Source organism: Sphaerisporangium sp. NBC_01403, assembly GCF_045040145.1.
GTDB classification, from domain to species: domain Bacteria; phylum Actinomycetota; class Actinomycetes; order Streptosporangiales; family Streptosporangiaceae; genus Sphaerisporangium; species Sphaerisporangium viridialbum.
This window is the reverse complement of sequence record NZ_CP109534.1, coordinates 4773112-4799136: the sequence shown is the minus strand read 5'-3', so window position 1 is coordinate 4799136 and position 26025 is coordinate 4773112. Positions and strand designations below refer to the sequence as shown.

At 71.0% G+C, this 26025-nt stretch carries 21 protein-coding genes; 19 read left to right on the top strand and 2 right to left on the bottom strand.

Annotation, left to right across the window (positions count from 1 at the left end; genetic code table 11):
* The 14 genes from OG589_RS21590 to OG589_RS21525 all read left to right on the top strand — a co-directional run bounded on the left by OG589_RS21590 (window position 1) and on the right by OG589_RS21525 (window position 16593).
* On the top strand, window positions 1-1518 hold the full coding sequence (locus OG589_RS21590) for a UDP-N-acetylmuramoyl-L-alanyl-D-glutamate--2,6-diaminopimelate ligase (protein WP_405152090.1): 1518 nt from the start codon (window positions 1-3) through the stop codon (window positions 1516-1518).
* Between the two features lie 109 nt (window positions 1519-1627).
* Window positions 1628-3001: a UDP-N-acetylmuramoyl-tripeptide--D-alanyl-D-alanine ligase gene (gene murF, locus OG589_RS21585; RefSeq protein WP_405151704.1), complete on the top strand. Its 1374-nt coding sequence runs from the start codon at window positions 1628-1630 to the stop codon at window positions 2999-3001.
* Entirely contained in the window at window positions 2998-4056 is a 1059-nt protein-coding gene (mraY, locus tag OG589_RS21580; protein ID WP_358560688.1) for a phospho-N-acetylmuramoyl-pentapeptide-transferase, read from the top strand. The genes murF and mraY overlap by 4 nt, the downstream gene beginning before the upstream one ends.
* Window positions 4053-5426 (top strand): UDP-N-acetylmuramoyl-L-alanine--D-glutamate ligase, encoded by a 1374-nt coding sequence (gene murD, locus OG589_RS21575; RefSeq protein ID WP_405151701.1) that lies wholly within the window; start codon window positions 4053-4055, stop codon window positions 5424-5426. Before mraY ends, murD begins: the two co-directional genes overlap by 4 nt.
* Complete coding sequence (gene ftsW, locus OG589_RS21570; RefSeq protein ID WP_405151699.1) at window positions 5423-6727, top strand: putative lipid II flippase FtsW; 1305 nt, start codon at window positions 5423-5425, stop codon at window positions 6725-6727. Before murD ends, ftsW begins: the two co-directional genes overlap by 4 nt.
* A 10-nt stretch (window positions 6728-6737) precedes the next feature.
* Window positions 6738-7829 carry an undecaprenyldiphospho-muramoylpentapeptide beta-N-acetylglucosaminyltransferase gene (murG, locus tag OG589_RS21565; protein WP_405151697.1) on the top strand — a complete coding sequence of 364 codons (1092 nt, stop codon included), beginning with the start codon at window positions 6738-6740 and terminating at the stop codon, window positions 7827-7829.
* Window positions 7826-9235 (top strand): UDP-N-acetylmuramate--L-alanine ligase, encoded by a 1410-nt coding sequence (gene murC, locus OG589_RS21560; protein ID WP_405151695.1) that lies wholly within the window; start codon window positions 7826-7828, stop codon window positions 9233-9235. Before murG ends, murC begins: the two co-directional genes overlap by 4 nt.
* Entirely contained in the window at window positions 9232-9903 is a 672-nt protein-coding gene (locus OG589_RS21555) for a cell division protein FtsQ/DivIB (RefSeq protein WP_405151694.1), read from the top strand. The genes murC and OG589_RS21555 overlap by 4 nt, the downstream gene beginning before the upstream one ends.
* Before the next feature lie 235 nt (window positions 9904-10138).
* Window positions 10139-11569, top strand: coding sequence for a cell division protein FtsZ (ftsZ, locus tag OG589_RS21550; protein ID WP_405151692.1), 1431 nt, complete (start codon window positions 10139-10141; stop codon window positions 11567-11569).
* A gap of 103 nt (window positions 11570-11672) precedes the next feature.
* Entirely contained in the window at window positions 11673-12383 is a 711-nt protein-coding gene (locus OG589_RS21545; protein ID WP_405151690.1) for a YggS family pyridoxal phosphate-dependent enzyme, read from the top strand.
* 106 nt (window positions 12384-12489) lie between these two features.
* Window positions 12490-12999, top strand: coding sequence for a cell division protein SepF (locus OG589_RS21540; RefSeq protein WP_405151688.1), 510 nt, complete (start codon window positions 12490-12492; stop codon window positions 12997-12999).
* Window positions 13000-13081: 82 nt separating this feature from the next.
* Complete coding sequence (locus tag OG589_RS21535; RefSeq protein WP_363921024.1) at window positions 13082-13372, top strand: YggT family protein; 291 nt, start codon at window positions 13082-13084, stop codon at window positions 13370-13372.
* A gap of 48 nt (window positions 13373-13420) precedes the next feature.
* Complete coding sequence (locus OG589_RS21530) at window positions 13421-14290, top strand: DivIVA domain-containing protein (RefSeq protein ID WP_405151687.1); 870 nt, start codon at window positions 13421-13423, stop codon at window positions 14288-14290.
* A gap of 44 nt (window positions 14291-14334) precedes the next feature.
* Complete coding sequence (locus tag OG589_RS21525) at window positions 14335-16593, top strand: hypothetical protein (protein ID WP_405151686.1); 2259 nt, start codon at window positions 14335-14337, stop codon at window positions 16591-16593.
* Window positions 16594-16596: 3 nt separating this feature from the next.
* Here the strand turns inward: OG589_RS21525 and OG589_RS21520 are convergent, their stop codons facing one another.
* Window positions 16597-16719 (bottom strand): hypothetical protein, encoded by a 123-nt coding sequence (locus tag OG589_RS21520; RefSeq protein ID WP_405151684.1) that lies wholly within the window; start codon window positions 16717-16719, stop codon window positions 16597-16599.
* 751 nt (window positions 16720-17470) lie between these two features.
* Between OG589_RS21520 and OG589_RS21515 the strand changes: the two genes are divergently transcribed.
* Together OG589_RS21515 and OG589_RS21510 are read left to right on the top strand one after the other, a co-directional pair.
* On the top strand, window positions 17471-18301 hold the full coding sequence (locus OG589_RS21515) for a hypothetical protein (RefSeq protein ID WP_405151682.1): 831 nt from the start codon (window positions 17471-17473) through the stop codon (window positions 18299-18301).
* A 334-nt stretch (window positions 18302-18635) separates the two neighbouring features.
* Window positions 18636-20138, top strand: coding sequence for an alpha/beta fold hydrolase (locus tag OG589_RS21510; protein WP_405151680.1), 1503 nt, complete (start codon window positions 18636-18638; stop codon window positions 20136-20138).
* Window positions 20139-20276: 138 nt separating this feature from the next.
* On the opposite strand, the gene ileS is transcribed toward OG589_RS21510, so the two are convergent.
* A complete protein-coding gene (ileS, locus tag OG589_RS21505) occupies window positions 20277-23429 on the bottom strand; it encodes an isoleucine--tRNA ligase (RefSeq protein WP_405151678.1) in 3153 nt (1050 codons plus the stop codon).
* Between the two features lie 661 nt (window positions 23430-24090).
* On the opposite strand from ileS, the gene OG589_RS21500 reads away from it, so the two are divergent.
* The 3 genes from OG589_RS21500 to OG589_RS21490 are packed head-to-tail and all read left to right on the top strand — an operon-like array spanning window position 24091 to window position 26019.
* On the top strand, window positions 24091-24501 hold the full coding sequence (locus tag OG589_RS21500) for a TraR/DksA family transcriptional regulator (RefSeq protein ID WP_405151676.1): 411 nt from the start codon (window positions 24091-24093) through the stop codon (window positions 24499-24501).
* Entirely contained in the window at window positions 24474-25097 is a 624-nt protein-coding gene (gene lspA / locus OG589_RS21495; RefSeq protein ID WP_405151674.1) for a signal peptidase II, read from the top strand. The genes OG589_RS21500 and lspA overlap by 28 nt, the downstream gene beginning before the upstream one ends.
* The gene (locus OG589_RS21490; RefSeq protein WP_405151672.1) at window positions 25090-26019 is read left to right on the top strand and encodes an RluA family pseudouridine synthase; all 930 of its coding nucleotides are present in this window, start codon (window positions 25090-25092) and stop codon (window positions 26017-26019) included. Before lspA ends, OG589_RS21490 begins: the two co-directional genes overlap by 8 nt.
* Window positions 26020-26025: the final 6 nt, after the last annotated feature.

Sequence of the window (26025 nt, the reverse complement as noted above, 5' to 3'; positions counted from 1 at the left end):
ATGCGTCCCACGGCATGCCCGGTCCGACCGCTGTCCGGCCTGGCGGCCCTGCTCGGCGCGCCCTCCGGCGGCCCCCGAGCGCCGCTCGCCGCCGTCACCGGCATCACCATCGACTCGCGCCAGGTGCGCCAGGGCGATCTGTACGTCGCGCTGCCGGGCCGCGCCGCCCACGGCGCCGCGTTCTCTCCCGACGCCGTCGCGGGCGGAGCCGTCGCGATCCTGACCGACCCCGACGGGCGCCCGGCCGCGGTCGCGACCGGGGTGCCGGTGCTCGTGGTGCCCGATCCGCGCTCCGTGCTCGGCCAGGTCGCCGCCTGGGTGTACGGCCGGCCCGCCTCGGGCGTCCTCGTGCTCGGCGTGACCGGCACCAGCGGCAAGTCGACCACCACGTTCCTGCTCGAGGCGGGCCTGCGGGCCGCGGGGCACCGCACCGGCCTGATCGGCGGCGTGGAGATCCACGTGGGGGACAAGAGCCTCCCGCCCACGCTCACGACCCCCGAGGCGAGCGACCTGCAGGGCCTGTTCGCGCTCATGCGCGAGGAGGGCGTCACCGCCGCCGCCATGGAGGTGTCGAGCCACGCCCTCGCCCTCCGGCGGGTCGACGGCGTCTTCTACGACGTGGCGCTGTTCACCAACCTCTCGCAGGACCACCTCGACTTCCACAGCGACCTCGACGACTACTTCCTGACCAAGGTCCGGCTGTTCACCCCCGAGCTGTGCCGGGCGGGCGTCGTCAACATCGACGACGCCCACGGCAGGGAGCTCGCGGGCATCGCCAAGGTCCCCGTCACCACGTTCTCGGCCGAGGGGGCCGCCGAGGCCGACTGGCGGGCGCAGGACGTGCGCCTCGGCGCCGACGGCAGCACCTTCAGGGTGATCGGCCCCGGCGGCATCGAGGCCGACGTGTCGGTGGCCCTGCCCGGCCCGTTCAACGTCGCCAACACGCTCGGCGCGCTGGTCACCCTCGTGGAGGCCGGGGTGCCGCTGCAGGCCGCCGTGCACGGCGTGGGCACCGTCACGGGCGTCCCCGGCCGCATGGAGCGCGTGCCGGGCGCGCGGGGGTTCCAGGCGATCGTCGACTACTCCCACAAGCCGGGCGCCGTCGAGTCGGTGCTGCGGGCGCTGCGCGAGGTCACCTCGGGCGACCTGATCATCGTCCTCGGGTGCGGCGGCGACCGCGACCGGGGCAAGCGCCCGATGATGGGGGACGCCGCCGCGCGGCTCGCCGACGTGGCGATCCTCACCAGCGACAACCCCCGCTCGGAGGACCCCCTCCGTATCCTCGGCGAGATGCTGGAGGGGGCCCTGTGCGTGCCCCCGCACGAGCGGGCCCATGTGATCATGGAACCCGACAGGGCCGCGGCGATCGACCTCGCGATCGGGCGGGCGCGCCCCGGCGACGTGGTCGTCGTCGCCGGCAAGGGCCATGAGCAGGGTCAGTACATCGACGGTGAAGTGCTGCCGTTCGACGACAGGCAGGTGGTCGCCGAGGCCATCGGCAGACGAGAGCACATGTGACCGACGGCGTTGTGCGAGGCTGAGCCGGTAGCCCGGCCGGGCGCCCAGGGGCGAGGCGCGGGCCCCCCGCACACCCACGAGCAGCTTGTATGGAAGTAGGGAAGAACGAATGATCCCGTTGCCGCTGGCAAGGATCGCCGAGATCACCTCGGGTGCCCTCGCGGGCATGGCCGATCCCCGCGCCGTGGTCCGCGGGCCCGTCCTGATCGACTCGCGCGCCGCCGAGCCCGGATCGCTGTTCGTGGCGATCAGGGGGGAGCGGGCCGACGGGCACGACTTCGCCGCCCAGGCCTGCCAGGCCGGCGCGGTGGCCGTGCTCGCGAGCCGGCCCGTGGAGGCGCCCTGTCTCATCGTGGGCGACGTCCTGACGGCACTGGCCGAGCTGGCCACGGCCACGGTCGCGGCGCTGCCGCGCGCGACCGTCGTCGGCGTCACAGGGTCGGCGGGGAAGACCACCACCAAGGACCTGCTCGCCAGGCTGACCTCGCTGGTAGGCCCGACGGTCGCCCCCGTCGGCTCCTACAACAACGAGATCGGCCACCCTCTCACGGTGCTGAGGGCGGACGAGGACACCCGCTTCCTCGTGCTGGAGCTCAGCGCCCGTTCCGAGGGCCACATCGCCGACCTGGCTCGCATCGCCCCGCCCAAGATCGGCGTGGTGCTCAACGTCGGCACCGCCCACCTCGGCGTGTTCGGCGGGCGCGAGCAGATCGCCAAGGCCAAGGGCGAGCTGGTCGAGGCGCTGCCCGCCGACGGGGTCGCGGTGCTCAACGCCGACGACCCGCTCGTGCGGGCCATGGCCGACCGCACCCAGGCCCGCGTGAGCTGGTTCGGCCGTTCCCCCACCGCGGGCGTGCGGGCCGAGAACGAGACGATGGACGAGCGCGGCAGGGCGTCGTTCACGCTGGCGACCCCGTCGGGCTCCGCGGACGTGCGGCTGCGCCTATACGGGGCGCACGCCGTCGAGAACGTCCTCGCCGCGGCGGCGGCGGCGTACGAGCTGGGCCTGCCTGTGGCGACCATCGCCGAGGAGCTCTCGCGCGCCGAGCCGCGCAGCCGATGGCGCATGGAGGTCACCGACCGTCCCGACGGCGTGACCGTGGTCAACGACGCGTACAACGCCAACCCCGACTCCATGCGCGCGGCGTTCCAGACGCTGGGCGTCCTCGGGGCGGAGCGGCGCAGGTTCGCCGTGATCGCCTCGCTGCGCGAGCTCGGCGACGAGAGCGACTCGCTGAACGAGGGGGTCGGCCGGCTCGCCGCCGAGGCGGGCCTCACCGGGCTGTGGGTGGTCGGGGAGAACCCCTGGCCGGTGCTCGCGGGCGCCAAGGGGGCTCCGGCCGTCCACGTGCCGGACCCGGCCGAGGCCGCGGCCGAGCTGGCCGCTCAGCTACGTCCCGGGGACGTGGTGCTCGTCAAGGGCCCGCGCGCCGCCGGTCTCGAACGGGTCGCCGAGGCGCTGCTGGGAGGTGATGCCCGATGATGGACGTCCTCGTCGCCGCGGCGGTGGCGCTCCTGCTGTCCATGCTCGGCACCCCGCTGGCGATCCGGCTCTTCAGCCGCAGGGGCTACGGCCAGAACATCCGCGAGGAGGGCCCCTCCGGCCACCACGAGAAGCGCGGCACGCCCACCATGGGCGGCACGGTCCTGGTCATCGCCGCGCTCATCGGGTTCGCCTGCTCGCACCTCGCCACCTGGACTCCGCCCACGGTGTCCGCGGTGCTGGTGCTGTTCCTCATGGCCGGGCTCGGCACGGTCGGCTTCCTCGACGACTTCATCAAGATCTACAAGCAGCGGAGCCTCGGCCTGCGCAGCGGCGCCAAGGCCCTCGGGCAGCTCATCGTCGGCGCGGTCTTCGCGGTGCTGGTGGTGCGGTTCCCGAACGCCTACTCGATCACGCCCGCCGAGACGCGCCTGTCGTTCCTGCGGGACTTCGGGCCGTCGGTCGGCATCGTGGTCTTCACGATCTGGGTCCTCATCATGATCGTGGGCTTCTCGAACGCCGTGAACCTCACCGACGGACTCGACGGCCTCGCCAGCGGCGCCACCGGCGTCGTCCTCGCCGCCTACGTGCTGATCGGCAACTGGCAGCTGCGCAACAGCTGCCTGAACCAGCTCGGCCCGAGCTGCTACTGGGTGCGCGACCCGCTGGACCTCGCGGTGGTGGCGGCGGCCGTCCTCGGCGCGCTGGTCGGCTTCCTGTGGTGGAACGCCCCGCCTGCCAAGATCTTCATGGGCGACACCGGCTCCCTGGCCCTCGGCGGGGTGCTCGCCGGGCTGGCGATCACCACGCGCACGCAGTTCCTGCTGTTCATCCTCGCCGGCCTGTGCGTCATCATCACCGCCTCGGTCATCATCCAGGTGGGGTTCTTCAAGATGACGGGCAGACGGGTCTTCCGCATGGCTCCACTCCAGCACCACTTCGAGCTGGCGGGCTGGGCCGAGACGACCATCGTGGTCCGCTTCTGGCTGATCGCCATGCTGTGCGCCGCCGCCGGCCTCGGCCTGTTCTACGTCGAGTGGATGCCCAAGCAATGAGCACCGTCTGCGTGGCGGGCCTCGGGGTCTCCGGGATGGCCGCCGCCCGCAGCCTCGTCCGGTCGGGCCACCATGTCATCGTGGTCGAGACCGGAGACGGCGAGCGGCAGCGTGCGGCGGCGGCCGAGCTGGCCGCCCTCGGCGTCGAGGTGCGCTTCGGCGGCGGGCTGCCCCCCGAGGCCGGCATGGTCGTGACCTCGCCGGGCTGGCGGCCCACCCACCCACTGCTCGTGGAGGCGGCTTCCCGGGGCGTCGAGGTGATCGGCGAGGTCGAGCTGGCCTGGCGGCAGCGGCCCGAGGGCGCCGCCCCCTGGCTGGCGCTCACCGGCACCAACGGCAAGACCACGGCGGTGCGCATGCTCACCGCCATGCTCCGGGCCGCCGGGCACGACGCGGCGGCCGTGGGCAACGTCGGCACCCCGATCGTGGAGGCCGTCGAGCAGCCGTACGACGTGCTCGCGGTGGAGCTGTCCAGCTTCCAGCTCCACTGGTCGGCGAGCCTCGCGCCCCGGGCCGCCGCGATACTCAACGTGGCCGACGACCACCTCGACTGGCACGGTTCGATGGAGGAGTACGCCCGGACCAAGGGCCGCGTCTTCGAGCGCGCCGAGGTCGTCGTGTACAACGCCGACGACTCCTGGTCGGCCCGCCTGGCCGCGCCGTACGCCGCGGGGCCGGCGCGGGTGGCCGGCTTCACGCTCGGCGTGCCCGCGAGCGGGCAGCTGGGCGTCGTGGAGGACCTGCTCGTCGACCGCGCCTTCGTCGAGGACCCCGTCGGGGGCGCCGAGGAGCTCGCGACCCTGGCCGACGTCCGCCCGTTCGCCCCGCACAACGTGGCCAACGCGCTGGCGGCGGCGGCGCTGGCCCGCGCGCACGGGGTGCCCGCCGACGCCGTGCGGCGGGGCCTGCTCGACTACGTGCCCGACCCGCACCGCATCGCCCACGTCGCGCGCCTCGCCGAGGTGGACTACGTCGACGACTCCAAGGCGACCAACCCGCACGCCGCCGCCGCGTCCCTGGCCTCCTACTCCACGATCGTGTGGATCGCGGGCGGCCTGCTCAAGGGCGCCGACGTCGACGACCTCGTACGGCGGGCGGCTGGCCGGCTGCGCGGAGCCGTGCTCCTCGGAGCCGATCGGGCACGAATTCGCCAGGCTCTGGCGCGACACGCGGCGAATGTTCCGGTCGTGGAGGTCGAGGGGCAAGACACTGGGGTCATGGACCGTGTCGTCACCGAAGCCGCCCGGCTCGCCTCCCCGGGGGACACCGTGCTGCTCGCCCCCGCCGGCGCGTCGCTGGACATGTTCGCCGACTACGGCGCCCGTGGGGAGGCCTTCGCCCGAGCCGTCCACCGCCTGCGGGCGCGATGAGCGACGTCCCGATCGCGCCGGGGCGCGCGGGCCCCGCAGGGTGGCGGCGCGAGCGGCTGTCCGCGCTCGGCGAGCTGCTGAACCGCCCGCTCACGTCCTACTACCTGGTGCTCGGATGCAGCGCGCTGCTGCTGGCGCTCGGGCTGATGATGGTCCTCTCGGCCTCCAGCATCGAGGCGCTGCAGAAGACCGGCAACCCGTTCTACTGGTTCCTCAAGCAGTCGCTGTCGGTCGGGCTCGGCGTCCCGGTGATGTGGATCTGCTCGCGGCTGCCACAGCGGTTCTTCCGGCTCGCCGGCTATCCCCTGATGGCCCTGTCCATCATCGGCCTCATCATGGTCATCTTCATCGGCGAGACCGAGCTGGGCGCCCAGCGGTGGATCTACATCGGCGGGCTCACCCTCCAGCCGTCCGAGCCCGCCAAGCTCGGCCTGGTGCTCTGGGGCGCCGACCTGCTGGCCCGCAAGGCCAAGGGCGGCCTCATCGAGTGGCGCCAGCTCCTGATCCCCCTCATGCCCGGCACCGCCATCCTCGCCGTCATGGTCATGCTCGGGCGCGACCTCGGCACCACGCTCGTGCTCATGCTGATCTTCCTGGCCCTGCTGTGGGTCGTCGGCGCGCCGCTGCGGCTGTTCTGCGGCATCCTCGCCGTCGCGACGCTGGCCACCGTCATCATGATCAGCGTCGAGGGCTACCGCTCGGCCCGCATCGAGGGCTGGCTGGACGTCTGGGGCAACGCCCAGGGGTCGGGGTACCAGGCGGCGCAGGGGCAGATCGCGATGGGCTCGGGCGGCTGGTTCGGGCTCGGGCTCGGCAGCAGCCGGCAGAAGTGGAGCTGGGTGCCCCACGCCGAGAGCGACTTCATCTTCTCGATCATCGGCGAGGAGCTCGGGCTCATGGGCACGCTGCTCGTGATCGCCCTCTTCGGCCTTCTCGGGTACGCCGGGCTGCGGGTGGCGTCCCGCGTCAAGGACCCGTTCATCCGGCTGACGGCCTCCGCCGCCGTGGCCTGGATCGCAGGTCAGGCCATCGTCAACATCGGCGCGGTCATCGGCGTGCTGCCCATCACCGGCATCCCGCTGCCGCTCGTGTCGTACGGTGGTTCGGCGTTGTTGCCCACGCTCGCGGCGCTCGGCATGCTGCTGTCGTTCGCCAAGCACGAGCCCGGCGCGGCGGCCGCGCTGGCCGCTCGTGGACCCGGGCCCGCGGCGCGGGCTCTAAGCTGGCTTGGCCTGGGTCGCACGCTGGCGGTGATTCGCCGGACGGGGCGGCCCCGACCGACATCGAGGCACGTGGAGTGAAAGGACCGACATGAGGGTGGTCCTCGCAGGCGGCGGCACGGCCGGCCATATCGAACCCGCCCTGGCGCTGGCCGACGCGCTGCGCAGGCAGGACCCGAGCATCGGGATCACCTGCCTCGGCACCGAGCGCGGGCTGGAGACCAGGCTGGTTCCCGCGCGCGGGTACGAGCTGGCGCTGGTGCCCGCGGTCCCGCTGCCGCGCGCCATCACGCCGCAGCTGCTGACGGTCCCCGGCCGCCTGGCCGGGGCGATCAACGCCGCCGCGGGCATCATGGACCGCGTGCAGGCCGACGTGCTCGTCGGCTTCGGCGGGTACGTCGCGACACCCGCCTACCTCGGCGCGCGGCGGCGCGGCGTGCCGATCGTGGTGCACGAGGCGAACCCGCGTCCCGGCCTCGCCAACCGGCTCGGCGCCCGGCTCACCGACCACGTGTTCACCGGGCACCCCGACGCCGCGCTTCCCCACTCCGAGTACGTCGGCATCCCGCTGCGGCGCGAGATCGTCGCGCTCGACCGGCTGTCGACGGGAGACAAGGCCAGGTCCTACTTCGGCCTCGAGAACGACCGGCCGACGCTGCTGGTCTTCGGCGGCTCGCAGGGGGCGCGCGCCATCAACGAGGCGGCCCTCGCGTCCGCCCCCGCGCTGCGCCACGCGGGCGTCCAGGTGCTCCACGTGATCGGCCCCAAGAACACCGTCGTCCAGGAGCCCCCGCCCGGCGACCCGCAGTACGTCGTGCTGCCCTACGTCGACCGCATGGACCTCGCGTACGCCGCCGCCGACTTCGTGCTGTGCCGCAGCGGGGCGATGACCTGCGCCGAGCTCACCGCAGTGGGGCTCCCGGCGGCGTACGTGCCGCTGCCGCACGGCAACGGCGAGCAGAAGCTCAACGCGATGCCGATCGTCGAGGCCGGGGGAGGGATGATGGTCGACAACGCCGACCTGACCGCCGATTGGATCATCCAGAAGGTGCTTCCCGTCCTGCGCGATCCCGAGCGGGTGGTCGCGATGTCGGACGCCGCCTCGCGCATGGGCCGCAAGGACGCCGACACGGTGCTGGCACGCAAGGTCATCGAGATCATCTACGCGGGAGGCCGCCGATGAGCCTGGTGAAGCTGATCGAGCCGGTGGCCGCCGGCGACCTCGGCCGGGTGCACTTCATCGGCATCGGCGGCGCCGGCATGTCCGGCATCGCGCGCATCCTGCTCAAGCGCGGGGTCGACGTGTCCGGGAGCGACGCCCGCAGCTCGCAGATGGTGTCCGAGCTGCGCGAGCTCGGCGCGGTCGTGCACGTGGGCCACGCCGCCTCGCACATCAGGAACGTCGACACCGTGGTGGTGTCCACCGCGATCCGCGACTCCAACCCCGAGCTCGGCGAGGCGCTGCGCCAGGGGCTCCGCGTCATCCCACGCGCCGCCGCGCTCGCCGCGGTGATGGTCGGGCGCACCGGCATCGCCGTCGCGGGCACGCACGGCAAGACCACCACGACCTCGATGCTCACGGTCGCCCTGCAGAAGTGCGGGCGCGACCCCTCCTACTGCGTGGGAGGCCAGCTCGTCACCACCGGCCTCGGGGCCGACGAGGGCGCGGGAGACGTCTTCGTGGCCGAGGCCGACGAGAGCGACGGGTCCTTCCTCATGCTCGCCCCCGGCGTGGCGGTGGTCACCAACGTCGAGGCCGACCACCTCGACAACTACGGCGACCCGCAGGCCGTGCACGACAGCTTCGCCCGCTTCGTCGAGCGCATCGGCTCGGCGCTGGTGGTCTGCGCCGACGACCCCGGCGCCGCGGCGCTGGTCCCGCTGGCGCGTGCCCGGGGCCTGCGCGTGCGCACGTACGGCGAGTCCGAGGGAGCCGACATCCGCGTCGTGGACATCGCCCCCGACGGCTTCGGGGTCGCGTTCACGGTGGAGGGCAAGGGCGACGTCCGGCTCGCGGTGCCCGGGCGGCACAACGCGCTGAACGCCACCGCCGCGCTGGCGGTGGCCGAGGAGCTCGGCGTGCCGTTCGACGAGTTCCGCGACGGGCTGGCGGCGTTCACCGGGGCCAAGCGCCGTTTCGAGGCCAAGGGGGAGGCGGCCGGGGTGGCCGTCTTCGACAGCTACGCCCACCACCCCACCGAGCTGGCCGCCGACCTGCGCGCCGCCCGTGACGTGGTCGCGTCGTTCTCCGGGCCGTCCGGCCGCGTCATCGCGGTCTTCCAGCCCCACCTCTACTCCCGCACCCGCTTCTTCGCCGACGAGTTCGGAGCCGCCCTCGGGCTGGCCGACGAGGCCATCGTGCTCGACGTCTACGGCGCCCGTGAGGACCCCGAGCCCGGGGTGTCGGGCGCGCTGGTCGCGGGCAAGGTGCCGCTTCCGGCCGAGCGGGTCACCTACGTCTCCGACCGGGGCACGGTCCCGGCCATCGTGGCCGACCGGGCCCGTCCGGGTGACGTCGTGCTCACCATGGGCGCCGGCGATGTGACCGAGCTCGGCCCGCACATCGTCGCCGAGCTCGCCTCGCGGTGAGTCCATCGGCGTGGCGCACGGCCTTCGCCGTCCTGCTGTCCTGCGGGGTGGTGGGGGCCGCCGCCTGGCTGGTGTTCTTCTCGCCGGTCCTCGGCGTGCGCGACATCGCGATCTCGGGGAACGTCACGCTCCCCGACGACCGGCTCCGGCAGGCGGCGGCGGTCCCCGACCGCCAGCCGATGGCCACGGTCGACCTCGAGACGGTCCGGAGCAGGATCGCCGCGCTCCGGCAGGTCGAGTCGGTCACGGTGGAGCGCAGCTGGCCGGCCACGCTCAGCGTCCATGTGGTGGAGCGCAGGCCGGTCGCGGTGGTCCTCGCAGGCGGCAAGGCGTCGGTGGTCGACCGGCACGGGTTCGTCATCGAGGTCAAGGCGTTCGACCCCGGCGGCCTCCCCGCCCTCCACGTCGACCGTTTCGCCGCCGACGACCCCGCCACCAAGGCCGCGCTCGCGGTCGCGGGCGGCCTTCCCGGCAACCTGGCACGCAGGGTCGAGACGGTCCGGGCCGCGTCTCCCGACGATGTCTCCCTTCGCCTCGGCGACGGCCGTACGATCGTGTGGGGCGGGGCCGAGCGCACTCGTGACAAGGCACGCATCGCGCTCACGCTGCTCGAACGCCCGGCCGACAGTTACGACGTCAGCTCACCGGATGTCGTGACAGTCAAGTGATATGCCCCACAGCCGGGCAGGTTCCGGCAGGAGCGAAAGGGACAGGCCGCGACACGCCGGGCGAGCTTGCGGCGCGGTGAGTTGACCCTGGGGGAGGGGCAACCCTACTGTCCGTATCATTCCTCAGGTTGACATAACTCTAAATCTCAACTTGAGGGTGAGAGTTAAACAAGAAGGTCCGGCACCGTTTCGGGCTTCACGTAATGCAAGTAAACGAGCGGAAAGGCCCCTCGTCGTGGCAGCACCGCAGAACTACCTCGCGGTCATCAAGGTCGTCGGCATCGGCGGCGGCGGAGTGAACGCCGTGAACCGGATGATCGAGGAGGGACTCAAGGGCGTCGAGTTCATCGCCATCAACACCGACGCCCAGGCGCTGCTGATGAGTGACGCCGACGTCAAGCTGGACGTGGGCCGCGAGCTCACGCGCGGCCTCGGCGCGGGAGCCAATCCCGAGGTCGGGCGCAAGGCCGCCGAGGATCACCGTGAGGAGATCGAGGAGGTCCTCAAGGGCGCCGACATGGTCTTCGTCACGGCGGGCGAGGGCGGCGGCACCGGCACGGGCGGCGCGCCCGTGGTGGCGAACATCGCCCGGTCGCTCGGCGCGCTGACCATCGGTGTCGTGACCCGGCCCTTCAGTTTCGAGGGGCGGCGCCGCGCGGCGCAGGCCGAGGCCGGCATCGAGACCCTGCGCGACGAGGTCGACACCCTCATCGTCATCCCGAACGACCGCCTGCTGTCGATATCCGACCGCCAGGTCAGCGTGCTCGACGCCTTCAAGGCCGCCGACCAGGTGCTGCTGTCCGGTGTGCAGGGCATAACCGACCTCATCACCACCCCCGGCCTGATCAACCTGGACTTCGCCGACGTGAAGTCCGTCATGTCGGGCGCGGGTTCGGCGCTGATGGGCATCGGCCACGCGCGAGGGGACGACAGGTCCGTCGCGGCGGCCGAGATGGCGGTGTCCAGCCCGCTGCTGGAGGCGAGCATCGACGGAGCCCACGGGGTCCTGCTGTCGATCGCGGGCGGGTCCGACCTCGGGCTGTTCGAGATCAACGAGGCGGCGCAGCTGGTCTCCAACGCCGCCGCGCTGGACGCCAACATCATCTTCGGCACGGTCATCGACGACGCCCTCGGCGACGAGGTGCGCGTCACGGTGATCGCCGCCGGGTTCGACGAGCCCGAGCCGGAGAAGTCCGCCGTCCCCGCGCAGCCCGCCGCGCGCACCCAGCCCGCGGCACGCCCGGCCCCGCAGACGCCGCCGGCGCCCGCGTCCGGGGCGGGCCACCAGTCCCGCCCCGCGGCGACGGCCTTCCCCGCGCCGAAGGCCGAGCCCGCGCGCGCGGAATCGCGCCCGGCTCCGGCCCCGGTCCGTCCGCTGCCGCCCGCACCGGTGACACAGGCCGCGCCCACGCCTCCGGTGCCGGAGCCCGCTCCGGCGCCCGACCCGGCGCCCGCTCCCACGCCGTTCGCGCGTGAGAGCGTGGAGTCCTCGCACGGCTCCGCCTCTCATTCCGAGCAGCAGGCCCAGGGCCCGGTGTCGATTCCGAGGCCGGCGCCCGAGCCGCCCACTCCCATCACCTCCCGCGTCTCAGAGCCCGCCCGGCGCCGTCCGGTGGTCTTCGAGGAGCAGGAGGAGGAGCTCGACGTCCCCGACTTCCTGAAGTGAGCGCCGGCACGTGCCTGCTCCCCCCGTGGAGCCGGGCACGTGCCGCGCTCGCGAGGTCGCCCATCCGTACGTTCCTGACTTTCTGAAGTGACCGAACCCCCACGTGAAGAACGCGAACACCACACGACGCGACGAGATCGCGGCAGGCCTCGCCGAGGTGGAGCGCCGCATCGCCGCCGCCTGCGAGAGCGCGGGGCGCGCGCGCCGCGACGTCACCCTCGTCGCGATCACCAAGACCTATCCCGGCTCCGACGTGAGAATCCTCACCGAGCTCGGCATCCGCGACGTCGGCGAGAACCGCGACCAGGAGGCCGCCGCCAAGGCCGCCGAATGCGCTGACCTGCCCCTGACGTGGCATTTCGTCGGGCAGCTCCAGACGAACAAGGCCAAGTCCGTCGTCTCGTACGCCGATGTGATCCACTCGGTCGACCGCGCGCGGCTGGTCGTGGCCCTGGGCCGCGAGGCCGTCAGGGCGGGGCGGCGGGTCACCTGCCTGGTCCAGGTGGCGCTGGACGACGATCCGGCCCGCGGCGGAGTCGTTCCGGCGGAGCTGCCGGCCCTGGCCGATCTGATCGCGGCGACAGAGGGGCTGGCCCTCGGCGGGGTCATGGCTGTGGCCCCACTCGGAGGCGATCCTAATAAGGCCTTCGCGAGGCTTTTGGAACTTTCGTCTGCTCTATGTGTGGTGCATCCGGATGCGTCCGTCGTTTCGGCGGGAATGAGTGGAGATCTGGCCGAGGCGATCGCGCACGGAGCGACACACGTGCGTGTCGGTACGGCGTTGCTCGGTCGCCGGAAGCCCTTCGTCAGGTAATGTCCCCCCGAGTGGACCTTGATGTCCATGTATCCGAGCAGAGGTCGACAGCGGTGCCTTAGGTTGCCTTGGGTACGGCGACCATGAGCAGGAGGACGACGTAGCGATGGCCGGCGCGATGCGCAAGATGGCGGTCTACCTCGGTCTCGTGGAGGACGACCGCTACCCGGATTATGGCAATTACGCCGACGACGAGGACTATACGGACGACTACGTCGACCGGCGCCGCGGTGACGAGCGCGGGCTTGGAACGCCCCAAGAGGGCCAGGAGGAGGTCGAGACCCCGGTTCCCGCCCCGAGGTCCGGGTCCGCCGTGATAGAGCGCCGTACGACCGATCTGGCGCGCATTACGACCCTTCATCCTCGCACGTACAACGAAGCGCGAACGATCGGCGAGCACTTCCGCGAGGGCACTCCCGTCATCATGAACTTGACAGAGATGGTCGACAGCGACGCCAAGCGCCTTGTTGATTTCGCGGCAGGTCTGGTCTTTGGCCTACATGGCAGCATTGAACGTGTTACCAACAAGGTGTTCCTGTTGTCCCCTGCCAATGTCGAGGTGACCGCCGAGGACAAGGCCCGAATCGCGGAACGCGGGTTCTTCAACCAGAGCTAGAGTTCCACTATGAACAGTGAACGGCCACACATGGCCCATCCGGACCGAGGTCGGCAGATCGGGATGGAGGCAGGACGCGACCGTGGGGATCGTTAGGGACATCTTGGTCGGAGTCCTGTACATCTATCTCATACTGCTGATCGGTAGGATGATCTTCGAGACGGTGCAGGCGTTCGCTCGCTCCTGGCGTCCCACAGGGGTCGTCCTGGTGCTCGCGGAGGCCACATACACGGCAACCGACCCACCTCTCAAGTTCCTCCGCCGTTTCATTCCGCCCCTCCGGTTGGGTACGGTGGCCTTTGACCTAAGCTTCACAGTGCTGTTCATTGTGGTCTTGGTCATGATCCAAATCGTGTCCGCGCTTCGTTTTTGATCGGGTACCGTCCTCCGGACAGACTCCGAGCGCGCCAAGGAGACCGAAATGCCGCTGACGCCCGCTGATGTGCGGAACAAGCAGTTCAGTACCACCCGGCTGCGGCCGGGGTACGACGAGGAAGAAGTCGACGCCTTCCTTGATGAGGTGGAGGCCGAGCTCGACCGCCTCATCCAGGAGAACGAGGAGCTTCGTGCGAAGCTGACCGAGTGCCTGCGTGGCAAGGTGCCGGGTGGGATGGGCATGAGCATGGCGCCGGCCCCGGTCGCCGAGCCCAAGCCCGAGATGATGATGCCGCAGCCGGAGCCCATGAAGGCGCCGGAGCCCATCAGGCCCGAGCCTGTTCCCGTCGGCATGGGCATGCCCCCCGCCGAGGACAACATGGACACCGCCGCCCGCGTGCTCGCCCTGGCGCAGCAGACCGCGGACCAGGCGATCGCCGACGCGCGCCGTGAGGCCGACGAGACGGTCACCCGGGCGCGGCGCGAGGCCGACGAGGTCCTCGGCAAGGCCCGCCGCCAGGCCGAGCAGATCATCGGTGACGCCCGTGCCCGCGCGGAGACGCTCGAGCGCGACGCGCAGGAGCGCCACAGGCAGGCCATGGGCTCGCTGGTGCAGACCCGTGACGAGCTTGAGCGCAAGGTGGAGGAGCTGCGGAGCTTCGAGCGCGAGTACCGCAGCAGGCTGAAGCTCTATCTTGAGAACCAGCTCGCCGAGCTCACCGTGGCGGCCGAGGGCAGTGGCGGCTTCCCCGTCGTGGGTGCTCAGATGGGCGGGGCTCCGGCCATGTCCCACGCTGTCGCCCCCGGAGGCCAGCAGCAGATCCCCGGTGGCCAGAACAACCCGTTCGGCCCCGAGCCCACGCAGCACTCCGGAGCCTTCCAGGGAGTCGACGGCCCTCACAACGACCGCCGTTAGGGTAACGGGTCAGGTTCCTTACCGACCCGCGACTGGGAGTCCCTGTGATCTACCTCAGCGCCATTCTGGTGGTGCTCGCCTTCGGCCTGCTGGTCGCGGGCGTGGTGACCGGTACAGCGGTCCTGGTCATGTGGTCGATCGTGGTCAGCGTGCTGTCCGCGGTCTTCCTTATGATCGGGGCGCTGCTGCGTCGCCATGAGTTGTTCCCCTCCGGCGGCACCACGGCGGCCACCGCGCCGCCGATGCCTGTGACAGGCGCCGGTGTCGCGGGTGGCTCGATGGGCAGGCCCGGTGGAGTGGCCTCCCCGGGGGGCCCGCCACGCGGGGCGCCCCTCGCCCATCCCATGGCCGCGCCCCACCCGGGGTTCCAGACGGCCACGCTGGCTCCGCCGCGGGCGTTTCCCGCGACAGGGCCGGTCAGGGGCACGGGTGGCGGCCCGTCCTCCGACGCGATCGTGCTGGTCATCCCCGGGCGCAAGCGATTCCACCTGCGCGGGTGCCGTCAGCTCGCCGGGCGCGAGTTCGAGGAGCTCACGTACGAGGAGGCCCGCGAGGAGGGCTTCACGGCCTGCACCACCTGCCTCCCCGACGGCTACACGGCCGACACGGCCCGCAGGTCGGAAACCGTCCGCATCCCCGAGCCCACCCCCCGCACCGCCGACGCCGGTCACAGGTCCGAGTCCGGACGGGGGTCCGAGTCCGGTCGCACGGGTGCGACGGGCGACAAGTCGGCGACCCGAGACGACTCCGGCGGCCCAGGACACAAGCCCGACGGCAAACCCGGGACGGGACTCACCCCCGAGACAGGACGTACCTCCCAGACGGAACGCGGCCCCGAGACGGGACGCAAGCCCGAAACGGGACGCAAGCCGGAGACAGGACGCGGGCCCGAGACGGGACGCAAGCCCGAGACAGGACGCGGCTCCGTGACCGGTTACCGGTCCGACGAGACGCGGCCGGTGCCCCAGGTCCCCGCCGAGTCGGCGATGGAGTCGAACGAGAAGACCCCCGGGCGCGCCGGGACTTCGACCGGCTCCCCCTCCACCGCCGCTCCCACCTCCCGCCCCTCTTCCCGCGCCGTCCCGGCGTCCGCCGCTTCTTCGGATGCCGAGACCGAGCGCCCCGATGGGGGGCAGTCCTCCACCTGGAGGCCCGAAGCGTGGTTCGCGGCGCCTTCCTCGGGCTCGTCCGCTGACAGGCCCGCCGCTGACACTCCTTCGGACAAGCCCGGCGGCTCCGCCTCCTCCGCGAAGAAGCCTGGCGCCCCAGCCGAGCCGATCGACACTCCGATCACCCCTGTAAAGCTTCCCGAGGCCGTCACTCCCTTCCAGGCCTTCAAACGCTCAGACGCACCCAAACCGCCGACCAGCACGAACCAGCCGTCGGCCGGTACGAGCAAGCCGTCGGCCGGTTCGAGCAAGCCGTCGACCGGCGACGCGAAGCCCGGAGAGCCGGGTAACGGGAAGCCTCGCACGGCGCCCTCCGACTCAGGCTCGTCCGCGGGCAAGCCCGGAGTAGTCGGCAGGAAGCCCGTCGACGCTCAGGACGACGACGATGATCCGGTCGTCGTGGTCAGCGCTTCTTCCCGCACGTCCGGCACCCCCGCTAAGGCTGACACGTCAAGCAGGGACACCGACTCCGCGAGGAGCGCCGGCCCCGAGAGAGGCGCCGAGACCGGCAAGAGCGCCGGCCCCGCGACTGACGCCGGCCCCGGGAAGGGCGCGGCACCTGGGAAGGTCGCCGGGAGTCCGGTGACCGGGAGATCCGCAGAGCCGGAGACGGCCACGGCTACCCCGAGGAGCGCGGGCTCCACCGAGGCCACCCCCAAGTCGGCCGCGCCCGCCGAGAGGCCGTCGAAGCCGCAGCCAGGCGGCGGCTCCGCACAGCGGTCCGACGCCGACGCCAGTCGCGGCGACACCGACTCCAAGAGCAGGCCCACCGACGCCAAGCCTGGGGCCACCGGCACCACACCCGGCGATGCCGACGACAAGCCGAGCGGTGCCGGTAGCAGGCCGGGTAGTGCTGACGACAAGCCGAGCGGTGCCGGTGACAAGCCGGGCAATGCTGACGACAAGGCGAGTAGGCCGAGTGGTGCCGGTGACAGGCCGAGGAAGAGTGACTCGACCGTCGAGGTGATGCGCCCCGGCATCGTCAAGGTCATCCCCGGCACCCGGCGCTACCACAGCTCCGCCTGCCCGTTGATCAAGGGCTCGGACCCCGGCACCCTGGAGACGATGTCCAAGGTCGACGCCGAGGCCGCCGGTCTGACCCACTGCTCGGTCTGCGACCGAGACGACGACTGAAGGTCAGATGACGGGCAGTTCCTGCTGGTAGACCAGTTCGTCTAGGTGGCGGCCACCCTTAATCAGGATCTGTGCTTCGATCGGCTGATGATCAGCCGTGTAAACCATGCGGAATGTGCGCGGCACAGGCACATCATCAGGTAGCTCCAAGGGCGTCGGCGATAGGAGGCCGCACGGCAAAGCTTGTCCACCCAGCGCCTTGGCATATGAAGTGTGTGACACGCGTGGTCTCTGCCGGAAGGGGGATATGAACCTTCCTCACTCGTTCCGCTCCCCACCCCCGTCGGCAGGTACCGCCACGCCGGCCGAAAGCCAGGTCTCGGTCGCCCTCGTCGATTTTCCAGGAAAGGCCACCGACTACTCCCGCGTGCCCGTCCGAGCCGTCGTCAAGGACGGAAAGGGGCGGGTCGTCGGCCGCGGACAGGCCACTTTCTCCGAATACCGGCCGATCAAGACCGAGGAGTGCACCTGTTACGGTGCGTCCGTGCGGCTCAATGTCCATCCCAGTTCGTGACCCGCGGCCGAAGAGGGAGGGGCACCATTTCTGCCGCGTCGGCGTTGGCCTGGTTCACCGAGTTCTGCGGGCTTGAGCGCCGCGTACACGGCCTCTCCTGCTACGGAGGAGCGCCTACTATATGGATTCAACAAGGTCAAAGTTTCTCATCCGCTTCTGCTTGGATGATGTCAGGAGCAGGAAGGCCACCCGGCAGCGGCACGACATGTTGATCTGCATTAAGGAGATCCAGCCGCCATGGTTCAACGGAGAACCCGGTTGTGGACCGGATCGATCCTGGGGGCGCTTGGCGTACTTGGCGCCGCTACTCTCATCACGTCATCTACCGCCGAGACACATGCGCAAGAAGCACCTGCCCTAGAGGTGAGTGACCGTCTGCCCGGCCACGACCCAAAGATCATTAATGCGGTCGAGGGCCTCTTTGCCGGAGACGGTGTACGTTATGCCGCGGCTGAGGAGCTGATATATCGTTGCATGACCGGCAAGGGGCTGCCTTACGTAAAGCGCACTGCCCCGGGCCAGGACGTCAACCCCACGCTGGTAGCTGATTCATACGGCACTCCTCTGAGTGAGGCCAGTAGCACTGGATATCGTGCCAAGGAACACCTTCAGACTTCCGAAGACGGTGACTCGTCTGGAGTTGGCCGGCTCTCCGAAAAGGACAGGCAGAGGTGGGGGGACGCCTTCTTCGGGCGGGATGGCGCGCCAGTGGTAAGCGTCACTCTGCCGCAGGGGGGAACCAGCGAGACTTCGAGCGACGGGTGTCTGTCAGAGGCGCGCGTGAGACTATTCGGATCGCTGGAGGATTGGTTGAAGTGGAGCACCTTCGCCGGCTCGTTCGCGATAGAAGCACAACAGCAGGCGGGAGCCGACAGCCGAATTACTGCTTTGAACAGGCGGTGGGCAGACTGTATGGCTGAAGCCGGTCACAAGGGTCTCAAAGACCCGGAAGCGGCCCGAGAGGTAGCCGCGAGGGGGCATGTGCTGCACGGGATCGGCTCCGACGAGGCGCAGAGCAAGGAAGTGGAACTCGCGACAGCCGATGCCAAGTGCGATTCGGCGATCGGCTATTCGGAGAAACGTCGCCAGATCGAGGATGAGTTCTATGCGACCGGGTTGTTAAAGCACGAGTCGGACATTGCCCTTCTTCGTGAAATGAACGACCGGGCTTTGGCTGAAGCCCGGAAGATCTAGGAAACACGTCATACGTCCCACAGAGCTGGAAGGCCATCAGCCAGGGACGGGCCTCGATCGGCATCCTCATCTCGGTCGACACGTGGGTGTTGAGGTTCTCCCACACCACCACCGGGGAGCGGAGCTGGTTCGAACGGCTTCCCGGCATCCTGCGCGGCGAGGTCCGCGAGATCTGCTGCCTGCTCGAATGCTCCGGGCACCGTCTTTACTGCGCTCACCAAGGCTGCCGCGCGCGTCGGCCGTCCGGTGGGCGTCGGGCTAGGGGGTGTGTGTACCGGAATCGCCGGGTTCGGTGGAGCGGAGTGGGAGATCACTCGCGGCGCAGGATCGGATCATGAACAGAATGAGATCCGTCGCCGCAGGTGTCGCGGCCGCCGCCTTGCTCCTGGGGCTGCCGTGCGCGGCCGTGTCCGCTCGCGCCGGTATCGCACGCGAGGACGTCGCTCGCGACGCGGGCCCGGCGTGCCCGCCGGGGGCGACCTGCGGGAGCCTGCGCGTCCCGCTGGACAGGGACAGCCCCTCGGCGGGCAGCACGACCGTCGCCTACGCGCTGGTGCGCAGGCACGACACCTCGCGGCCCGCGGCGGGGACGATCGTGCCGAACCCGGGCGGGCCCGGAGTCGCGGTGATCGGGCACCGGAACTATGCCAGGGAGTACCGTCACCTGCTCGACAACTATGACCTGCTGCTGGTCGACCCTCGCGGGGTCGGCGGGTCGGGGCCCTTGCGATGCGGCTCGGCGAGGTGGAGCGACCTGTCGGGCCCCCGCATGCTGGCGCTGGAGGCGGTCCACGCCTGCGGGCAGGAGATCGGCGCCAGGCGCCGCTACTACACCACGGCCGCCGCCGCCGACGACATCGACGCCGTGCGGGCGCACCTGGGAATCGGCAGGCTGGACCTGCTCGGCCAGTCGTACGGCACGTACCTGATGACCGTCTACGCCGAACGGCATCCCGAGCACGTGCGCTCGATCGTCATGTCCTCGGCGTACCCGCTGGACTTCGACATGCTGGGCGGGCCCGCCGCCCGGGCCATGCGCAGGTCCGTCCACCTGCTGTGCAGCAGGTCGGGGGGCGCGTGTGACGGGGACGCGGTGCTGGACGACCTGAAGACCATGGCGCGGCGGCTGGAGGACAGGCCGATCCGCTACTCCGGCGGCGTCCTGGACGACACGGCGCTCGCGAGCACGGTGTACAAGCTCGCCTCAAGCCATGTGGAGCTGTACGGAAGGCTGCCCGAGGCCCTGCGCCTGGCGGTCCAGCGGGATGTCCAGCCCCTTGTGGAGCTGGCGGAACGGGTACGGCCCATCAGCGGGTCGGCCGCGCGCGGCGGGACGTTCAGCCTGCCGATGTACGTGACGGTGACGTGCAACGACTACCCGGCGCTGTGGGACAGGAGCGCCCCGGTGCGGGAGCGGTTCAGGCAGTACGCCGCGCGGGTGGCGCGGCTGGACCCGGGGGACTACCGGCCGTTCAAACCGGAGGCGTGGATCGCCGGCATCGTGGACCTCGGAGACTTCTGCGTCCGCTGGCCGGACCGCGTGGCGCCGGCGCGGTACGGGTACGGCCGGTTGCCCGACGTGCCCGTGCTGGTGCTGTCCGGGGAACTGGACCTCAGCACGCCGACCGAGGAGGGGCTGCTGGCGGCCGAGCAGTACCGCGACGCCCAGGTGATCGAGGTCCCGAGTACCGGCCACGTCGCCGAGAAGGAGGACCGGGCCTCCTCCTGCGTGATCTCCCTGGAGACGCAGTTCTTCCGCCGGGGGCGGGTCGGCGACCGCACGTGCCTGCGCAGGATCCCCCCGGTCGAGATCCGGTCGGTGGCCGACATGAGGTGACGGCCCCCCGCCGGATCCTCCGGGTGGAGGTCCGGTCGGTGGGTGCCGGGATGCGCCGGAGCCCTCGGATGGCCGACATGAGGTGACCGACCGGCGGCAGGCCACGGGGGTGGTTCCCCGCGGCCTGCCGGGTGGTTGTCAGTCGCGGGTGAGGTGGAAGGTGAGGCCCAGGTCGTCGTCGCGGTGTTCGGGCAGGTCGGCGGCGGGCCCGCCCTCGGTCATCGTGGTCGCCAGGACCTCGTCGGCGACCCGCTGACCGTCCGCCCGAAGCGCCTCGGCGAGGTCGCCGGAGGCCGTCCACCACAGGGAGATGCGGTCGGTGATCTCAAGACCGCTCGACTTGCGGGCGTCCTGGACCAGGCGGATGACCTCGCGGATGAGGCCGGCCCGCCACAGCTCGGGCGTGACCGTCAGGTCGAGGGCGACGGTCTCGCCGGTGCCCGTGCCGACGGCGCCAGTCTCGACGGCCCAGCCCGCCCTCGGCTGCTCGGTGACGATCAGCTCGTCCGGCCCGAGGGCGACCTCGGACCCGCCGACGACCACCGTGGCCGTCTCGCCCGCGCGGACCCTCGCGGCCAGCGCCGCCGGGTCCGCGGCCGTGATGGCCGCCGCGACGTCCTTGGTGCCGCTGCCGAAGCGCTTGCCGAGCGTGCGGAAGTTCGGCTTGACGGTGAACGAGACCAGGTCGGCGGAGAACGACGACAGGTCCTCAAGCGCCTGCACGTTCAGCTCGTCCGCGATGAGCTCCCGCAGTGAGCCGGGCAGGGACGCCCAGCGGGAGGCGCCGACGAGCGCGCGCCCGAGCGGCTGGCGGGTCTTGACCCCGCTCGAGGCGCGCGCCGACCTGCCGAGCTCCACCAGGCGGCGTACCAGGGCCATCTGCTCCGACAGGGCCGGGTCGAGCAGCTCCTGGCTCACCTCGGGCCAGGTGGACAGGTGCACCGAGGACGGCGCCTCCGGGGCGCGCAGCACGTCCCAGACGTAGTCGGTGAGGAACGGCACCAGGGGTGCCATCAGCCGCGTCACCGTCTCCAGGGACTCGTACAGCGTGGCGAACGCCGAGACGTCGCCCGACCAGAACCGGCGCCGGGACCTGCGGACGTACCAGTTGGACAGGTCGTCGAGGAACTCGGTCAGCCGCCGCCCGGCGCGCGTGGTGTCGAACGTCTCCAGCGCCTCGGTGACGTCGGACACGGTGCGGTTGAGCTCGGCCAGCGCCCAGCGGTCGATCAGCGGGCGGTCGGCGTACGCGGGGGCCTCGGCAAGCCGCGCGGGCGACCAGGACTCGGCGTTGGCGTAGAGCGTGAAGAAGGAGGTCGTGTTCCAGTAGGTCAGCAGGACCTTCCTGACGATCTCCTCCAGGGTGGCGTGGCCCACCCGCCGCGGCGCCCACGGGGAGCCGGAGGTCGCCATGAACCAGCGCAGCGCGTCGGCGCCGTGCTCGTTCATCAGCGGGATCGGCTGCAGCACGTTGCCGAGGTGCTTGCTCATCTTGCGGCCGTCCTCGGCGAGGATCAGGCCGAGGCAGAGCACGTTCTCGTACGCCGACCGGTCGAACACCAGCGTGCCGACGGTCATCATCGAGTAGAACCAGCCACGGGTCTGGTCCAGGGCCTCGCAGATGAACTGCCCGGGGTAGGACTTCTCGAAGACGTCGTTGTTGACGTGCGGAGCGCCCCACTGGGCGAACGGCATGGCGCCGGAGTCGTACCAGGCGTCGATGACGTCGGGGACGCGGCGGGCCTCGGCGCCGCAGGTCGGGCACGCGAAGGTGACGTCGTCGACGAACGGCCGGTGCGGGTCGAGGGCCGACAGGTCGAGCCCGGCGTGCTCGCCCAGCTCCTTCAGCGACCCGACGCAGGTCACGTGGGACTCGTCGGCCGAGCACACCCACAGCGGCAGCGGCGTGCCCCAGTAACGCGACCGGGACAGGGCCCAGTCGACGTTGTTGCGGAGCCACTCGCCGTAGCGGCCCTCCTTGATCGTGGCCGGGAACCAGTTGGTGCGCTCGTTCTCGGCGAGCAGGCGGTCCTTGATGCGGGTGGTGCGGATGTACCAGGAGGGGAGCGCGTAGTAGAGCAGCGGCGTGTGGCACCGCCAGCAGTGCGGGTAGCTGTGCTCGAAGTGGCTGCCGCGGAACAGCAGGCCGCGGGCCCGGAGGTCCTCGGTCAGGTCCTCGTCGGCGTCCTTGAAGAACTGGCCGCCGACCTGCGGCACGCTCGGCAGGAAGCGCCCGTCGGGGCCGATCGGGTTGACCACCGGCAGGCCGTACCGCTTGCAGGTCGTCATGTCGTCGGCGCCGAACGCCGGCGCCTGGTGGACCAGGCCGGTGCCGTCCTCGACGGTGACGTAGTCGGCCAGCACCACGTAGTGGGCGCCGGGGATGTCGACCAGCTCGAACGGCCGGGAGTACGGCGTGTGCTCCAGCTCGGAGCCCTGGAGGCGGTCGGTGACCGCCCAGCCCTCGCCGAGCGCGCTCTCGACCAGCGGCTCGGCCACGATGACCGGCCGCTCGCCGTCCTTGGCCGCGACGACGTAGGTCACGCCGGGGTGGACGGCCACGGCGGTGTTGGACACCAGCGTCCACGGCGTGGTGGTCCAGATGAGCAGGTCGGTGCCCTCGAAGCGGCCGGAGGTCACCGGCATGCGCACGTAGACCGAGGGGCTGGAGACGTTCTCGTACCCGCCGGGCTGGCCCAGCTCGTGGTCGGACAGGCCGGTGCCGCAGCGCGGGCAGTACGGGGTGATGCGGAAGTCGCGGAACAGCAGGTCCTTGTCCCAGATGACCTTCAGCGACCACCAGACGGCCTCGACGTAGGAGGGGTCCATCGTGCGGTAGGCCTGGGACATGTCGACCCAGTAGCCCATCCGCTCGGTCATCTCCTCGAAGGCGTCCACGTGGCGCCGCACCGACTCGCGGCAGCGCTCGTTGAACTCGGCGATGCCGTACGCCTCGATCTCGGGCTTGCCGGACAGGCCGAGCTCACGCTCGACGGCGACCTCGACGGGCAGTCCGTGGCAGTCCCAGCCCGCCTTGCGTGGGACGTTGAACCCGCGCATCGACTTGTAGCGGGGGAAGACGTCCTTGAAGACACGCGCCTCGATGTGGTGCACGCCGGGCATGCCGTTGGCGGTCGGAGGCCCCTCGAAGAAGATCCAGGAGGGGCCGTCCGCGTTCTGTTCGAGCGAGCGTTCGAAGACCTTGCCGTCACGCCAGCGGTCGAGCACCTCCGCCTCGAAGGCGGGCAGGTCGACCTGCGCGGGGAGCGGGCGGAAGTAGGGTGCGGACATCGTAGGGGCATACCTCCACGCGAGTGTTTCTCCATGGCGTGGAGGGACGAGGCCGACGGCCCCGCGGTACCACCCTCCTTGACCTCCTCCGGAGAACTTTCCCGAAAAGAGGCCCACTCTTGTCATCGCTGCCGGTTCTACTGGGCCGCGCGCAGCCGCAGAGCTGATCGCTGCCGTTCCTCCGGCGGCTCCGGGGTGATCTTCCCTCCGGCTCTCGCCCCGGGCTCGCACCGTCCCCGGGTCGCTCATGCGAGGGGGCACGGAGGTACTCGTCCCCATCAACGCCTTGCAAACTAAAACGATATCCCACCCTGGGCGGAGCGCGGACACATTAATGCGGCCGGCCGCCGGCCCCGAATCCGCTCGCGGTGCTTACGGCGGCGGCGCGGGCCGGGCTCGGCGCGGGCGGGCGGAAAGGCCGACGGCGGCGGCGCCGCACGGGGCTCACCGGCCGTGGGACGTGCGGCTCACGGAGGTACGCCTGGTAAGTGGAGCGACAAGCGTGGATAAGATCCTGGAGATCGTCGGTAATGAGCAGGAATTGACCTAAAGGGCTGCGCTGTTACTGATGACGTAAACGGTCGGCGCGTCGTTTGTTCTTCCGATATGGCCGACCTATGCTTCCCGCACTGCTCAACAGGCGATCGGCGAGGAGGCCTTCATGGCCGGTATGACGCGTGCGGCGAAGACCGCCATAGAGATGGACGGCGCCGTCGGCTGGACCGGCGGGGAGCTCTCCGAGGTCCGCAAGCGCCTCAAGGGCGAGATCGAAGAGCTCAACGCCGAGGTCGCGCGGTCCGAGTCGCAGATCGCCTCGGGGGACATCAGCGACAGCGCGGGGGACGACCAGGCCGACGCCGGCGCCAAGACCTATGAGCGGGAACGCGAGATCGCCCTTACCCTGAATGCGCGAGATCTGGTCGCGCAGAACGAGCGGGCGCTCGCCCGCATCGACGCAGGAACATACGGAGTGTGCGAATCGTGCCACAAGCCGATCGGCAAGGAACGCCTCCAGGCGTTCCCGAGGGCGACGCTGTGCGTGTCGTGCAAGCAGCGGGAGGAGCGTCGCTGAACGCGTCGCCGGAGACCACCGACGGGCCGGAGCCGCTCCGCGCCAAACGCATCGGCGCCCTCGCGGTGATCGCGGTGCTCATCTACGTGCTCGACCTCGCCAGCAAGACCCTTGTGGTGAAGTTCCTGGAGGGCGGGGAGCCGGTCCGCGTGATCGGCGACCTGCTCCAGCTGCGGGTGATCCGCAACTCGGGAGCGGCGTTCAGCATCGGCACCGGCATGACGATCATCTTCACGGTGATCGCCACCGGTGTGGTCGTCGCCATCCTGCGCACGGCGCGCCAGCTCCGCAGCGTCCCGTGGGCGATCACCCTCGGCCTGCTGCTCGGCGGCGCGCTCGGCAACCTCACCGACCGCGTCTTCCGTTATCCCGCCCCTTTCCAGGGACACGTCGTCGACTGGATCGAGGTCTTCCCCGTCACGCACTTCCCGGTGTTCAACATCGCCGACTCGTCGATCGTCTGCGGCGGCATCCTCGCGGTCTTCCTCGCCTGGCGGGGCCACCAGATCGACGGGTCACGCCTGGTGGGCGAGCAGGCAGGGCGGCAGGACGGGCAGGCGGAGCAGGGCGAGCAGGGGGATGAGCGGCATGGGTGAACTGCGCAGCCTTCCGGTGCCCGACGGGCTGGAGGGGGAGCGCCTGGACGCCGCGCTGGCGCGGCTGTTCGGCTTCTCCCGCACCCGCGCCGCCGAGCTGATCTCCGCGGGCGACGTCCAGGTCGACGGCTCGGCCGCGGCCAAGTCCGACCGGGTGCACGCGGGCGCGTGGCTCGACGTCGTGATCCCCCCGCCGCCCACCATGCCGGTGCCCGTCGCCGAGCCCGTCCCCGGCATGCGCGTCCTGTACGAGGACGACGACATCATCGTGATCGACAAGCCCATCGGCGTGGCCGCGCATCCCACCGTGGGCTGGACGGGCCCGACCGTCCTCGGCGGCCTGCTGGGCGCCGGGCACCGGGTGGCGACCAGCGGCGCGTCCGAGCGCCAGGGCATCATCCACCGCCTCGACGCCAACACCACCGGGGTGATGGCGGTCGCCAAGAGCGAGATGGCCTACTCCCGGCTCAAGCGCGCCTTCAAGGAGCGCACGGTCGAGAAGCACTACCACGCGCTCGTCCAGGGCCATCCCGACCCGCTGCGCGGCACCGTGGACGCCCCGATCGACCGGCACCCGTCGGGCGACGGCAGGTTCGCCGTGGTCGCGGGGGGCAAGCCGTCGATCACGCACTACGACACCGTCGAGGCGTTCCGGGCGGCGTCGCTGCTCGACGTCAAGCTGGAGACCGGCCGCACCCACCAGATCCGGGTCCACATGTCGGCCATCCGGCATCCCTGCGTCGGAGACCTGGCCTACGGCGCCGACCCCACCCTCGCGGCGCGGCTGGGCGTGACCCGCCAGTGGCTGCACGCGGTCTCGCTGGCGTTCGACCACCCGTCGAGCGGCGAGTGGGTGACCTTCACCAGCGACTATCCCGAGGAGCTCGCGAGGGCCCTCGACCGCGTACGCGCCGAGTCCTGACCAGAG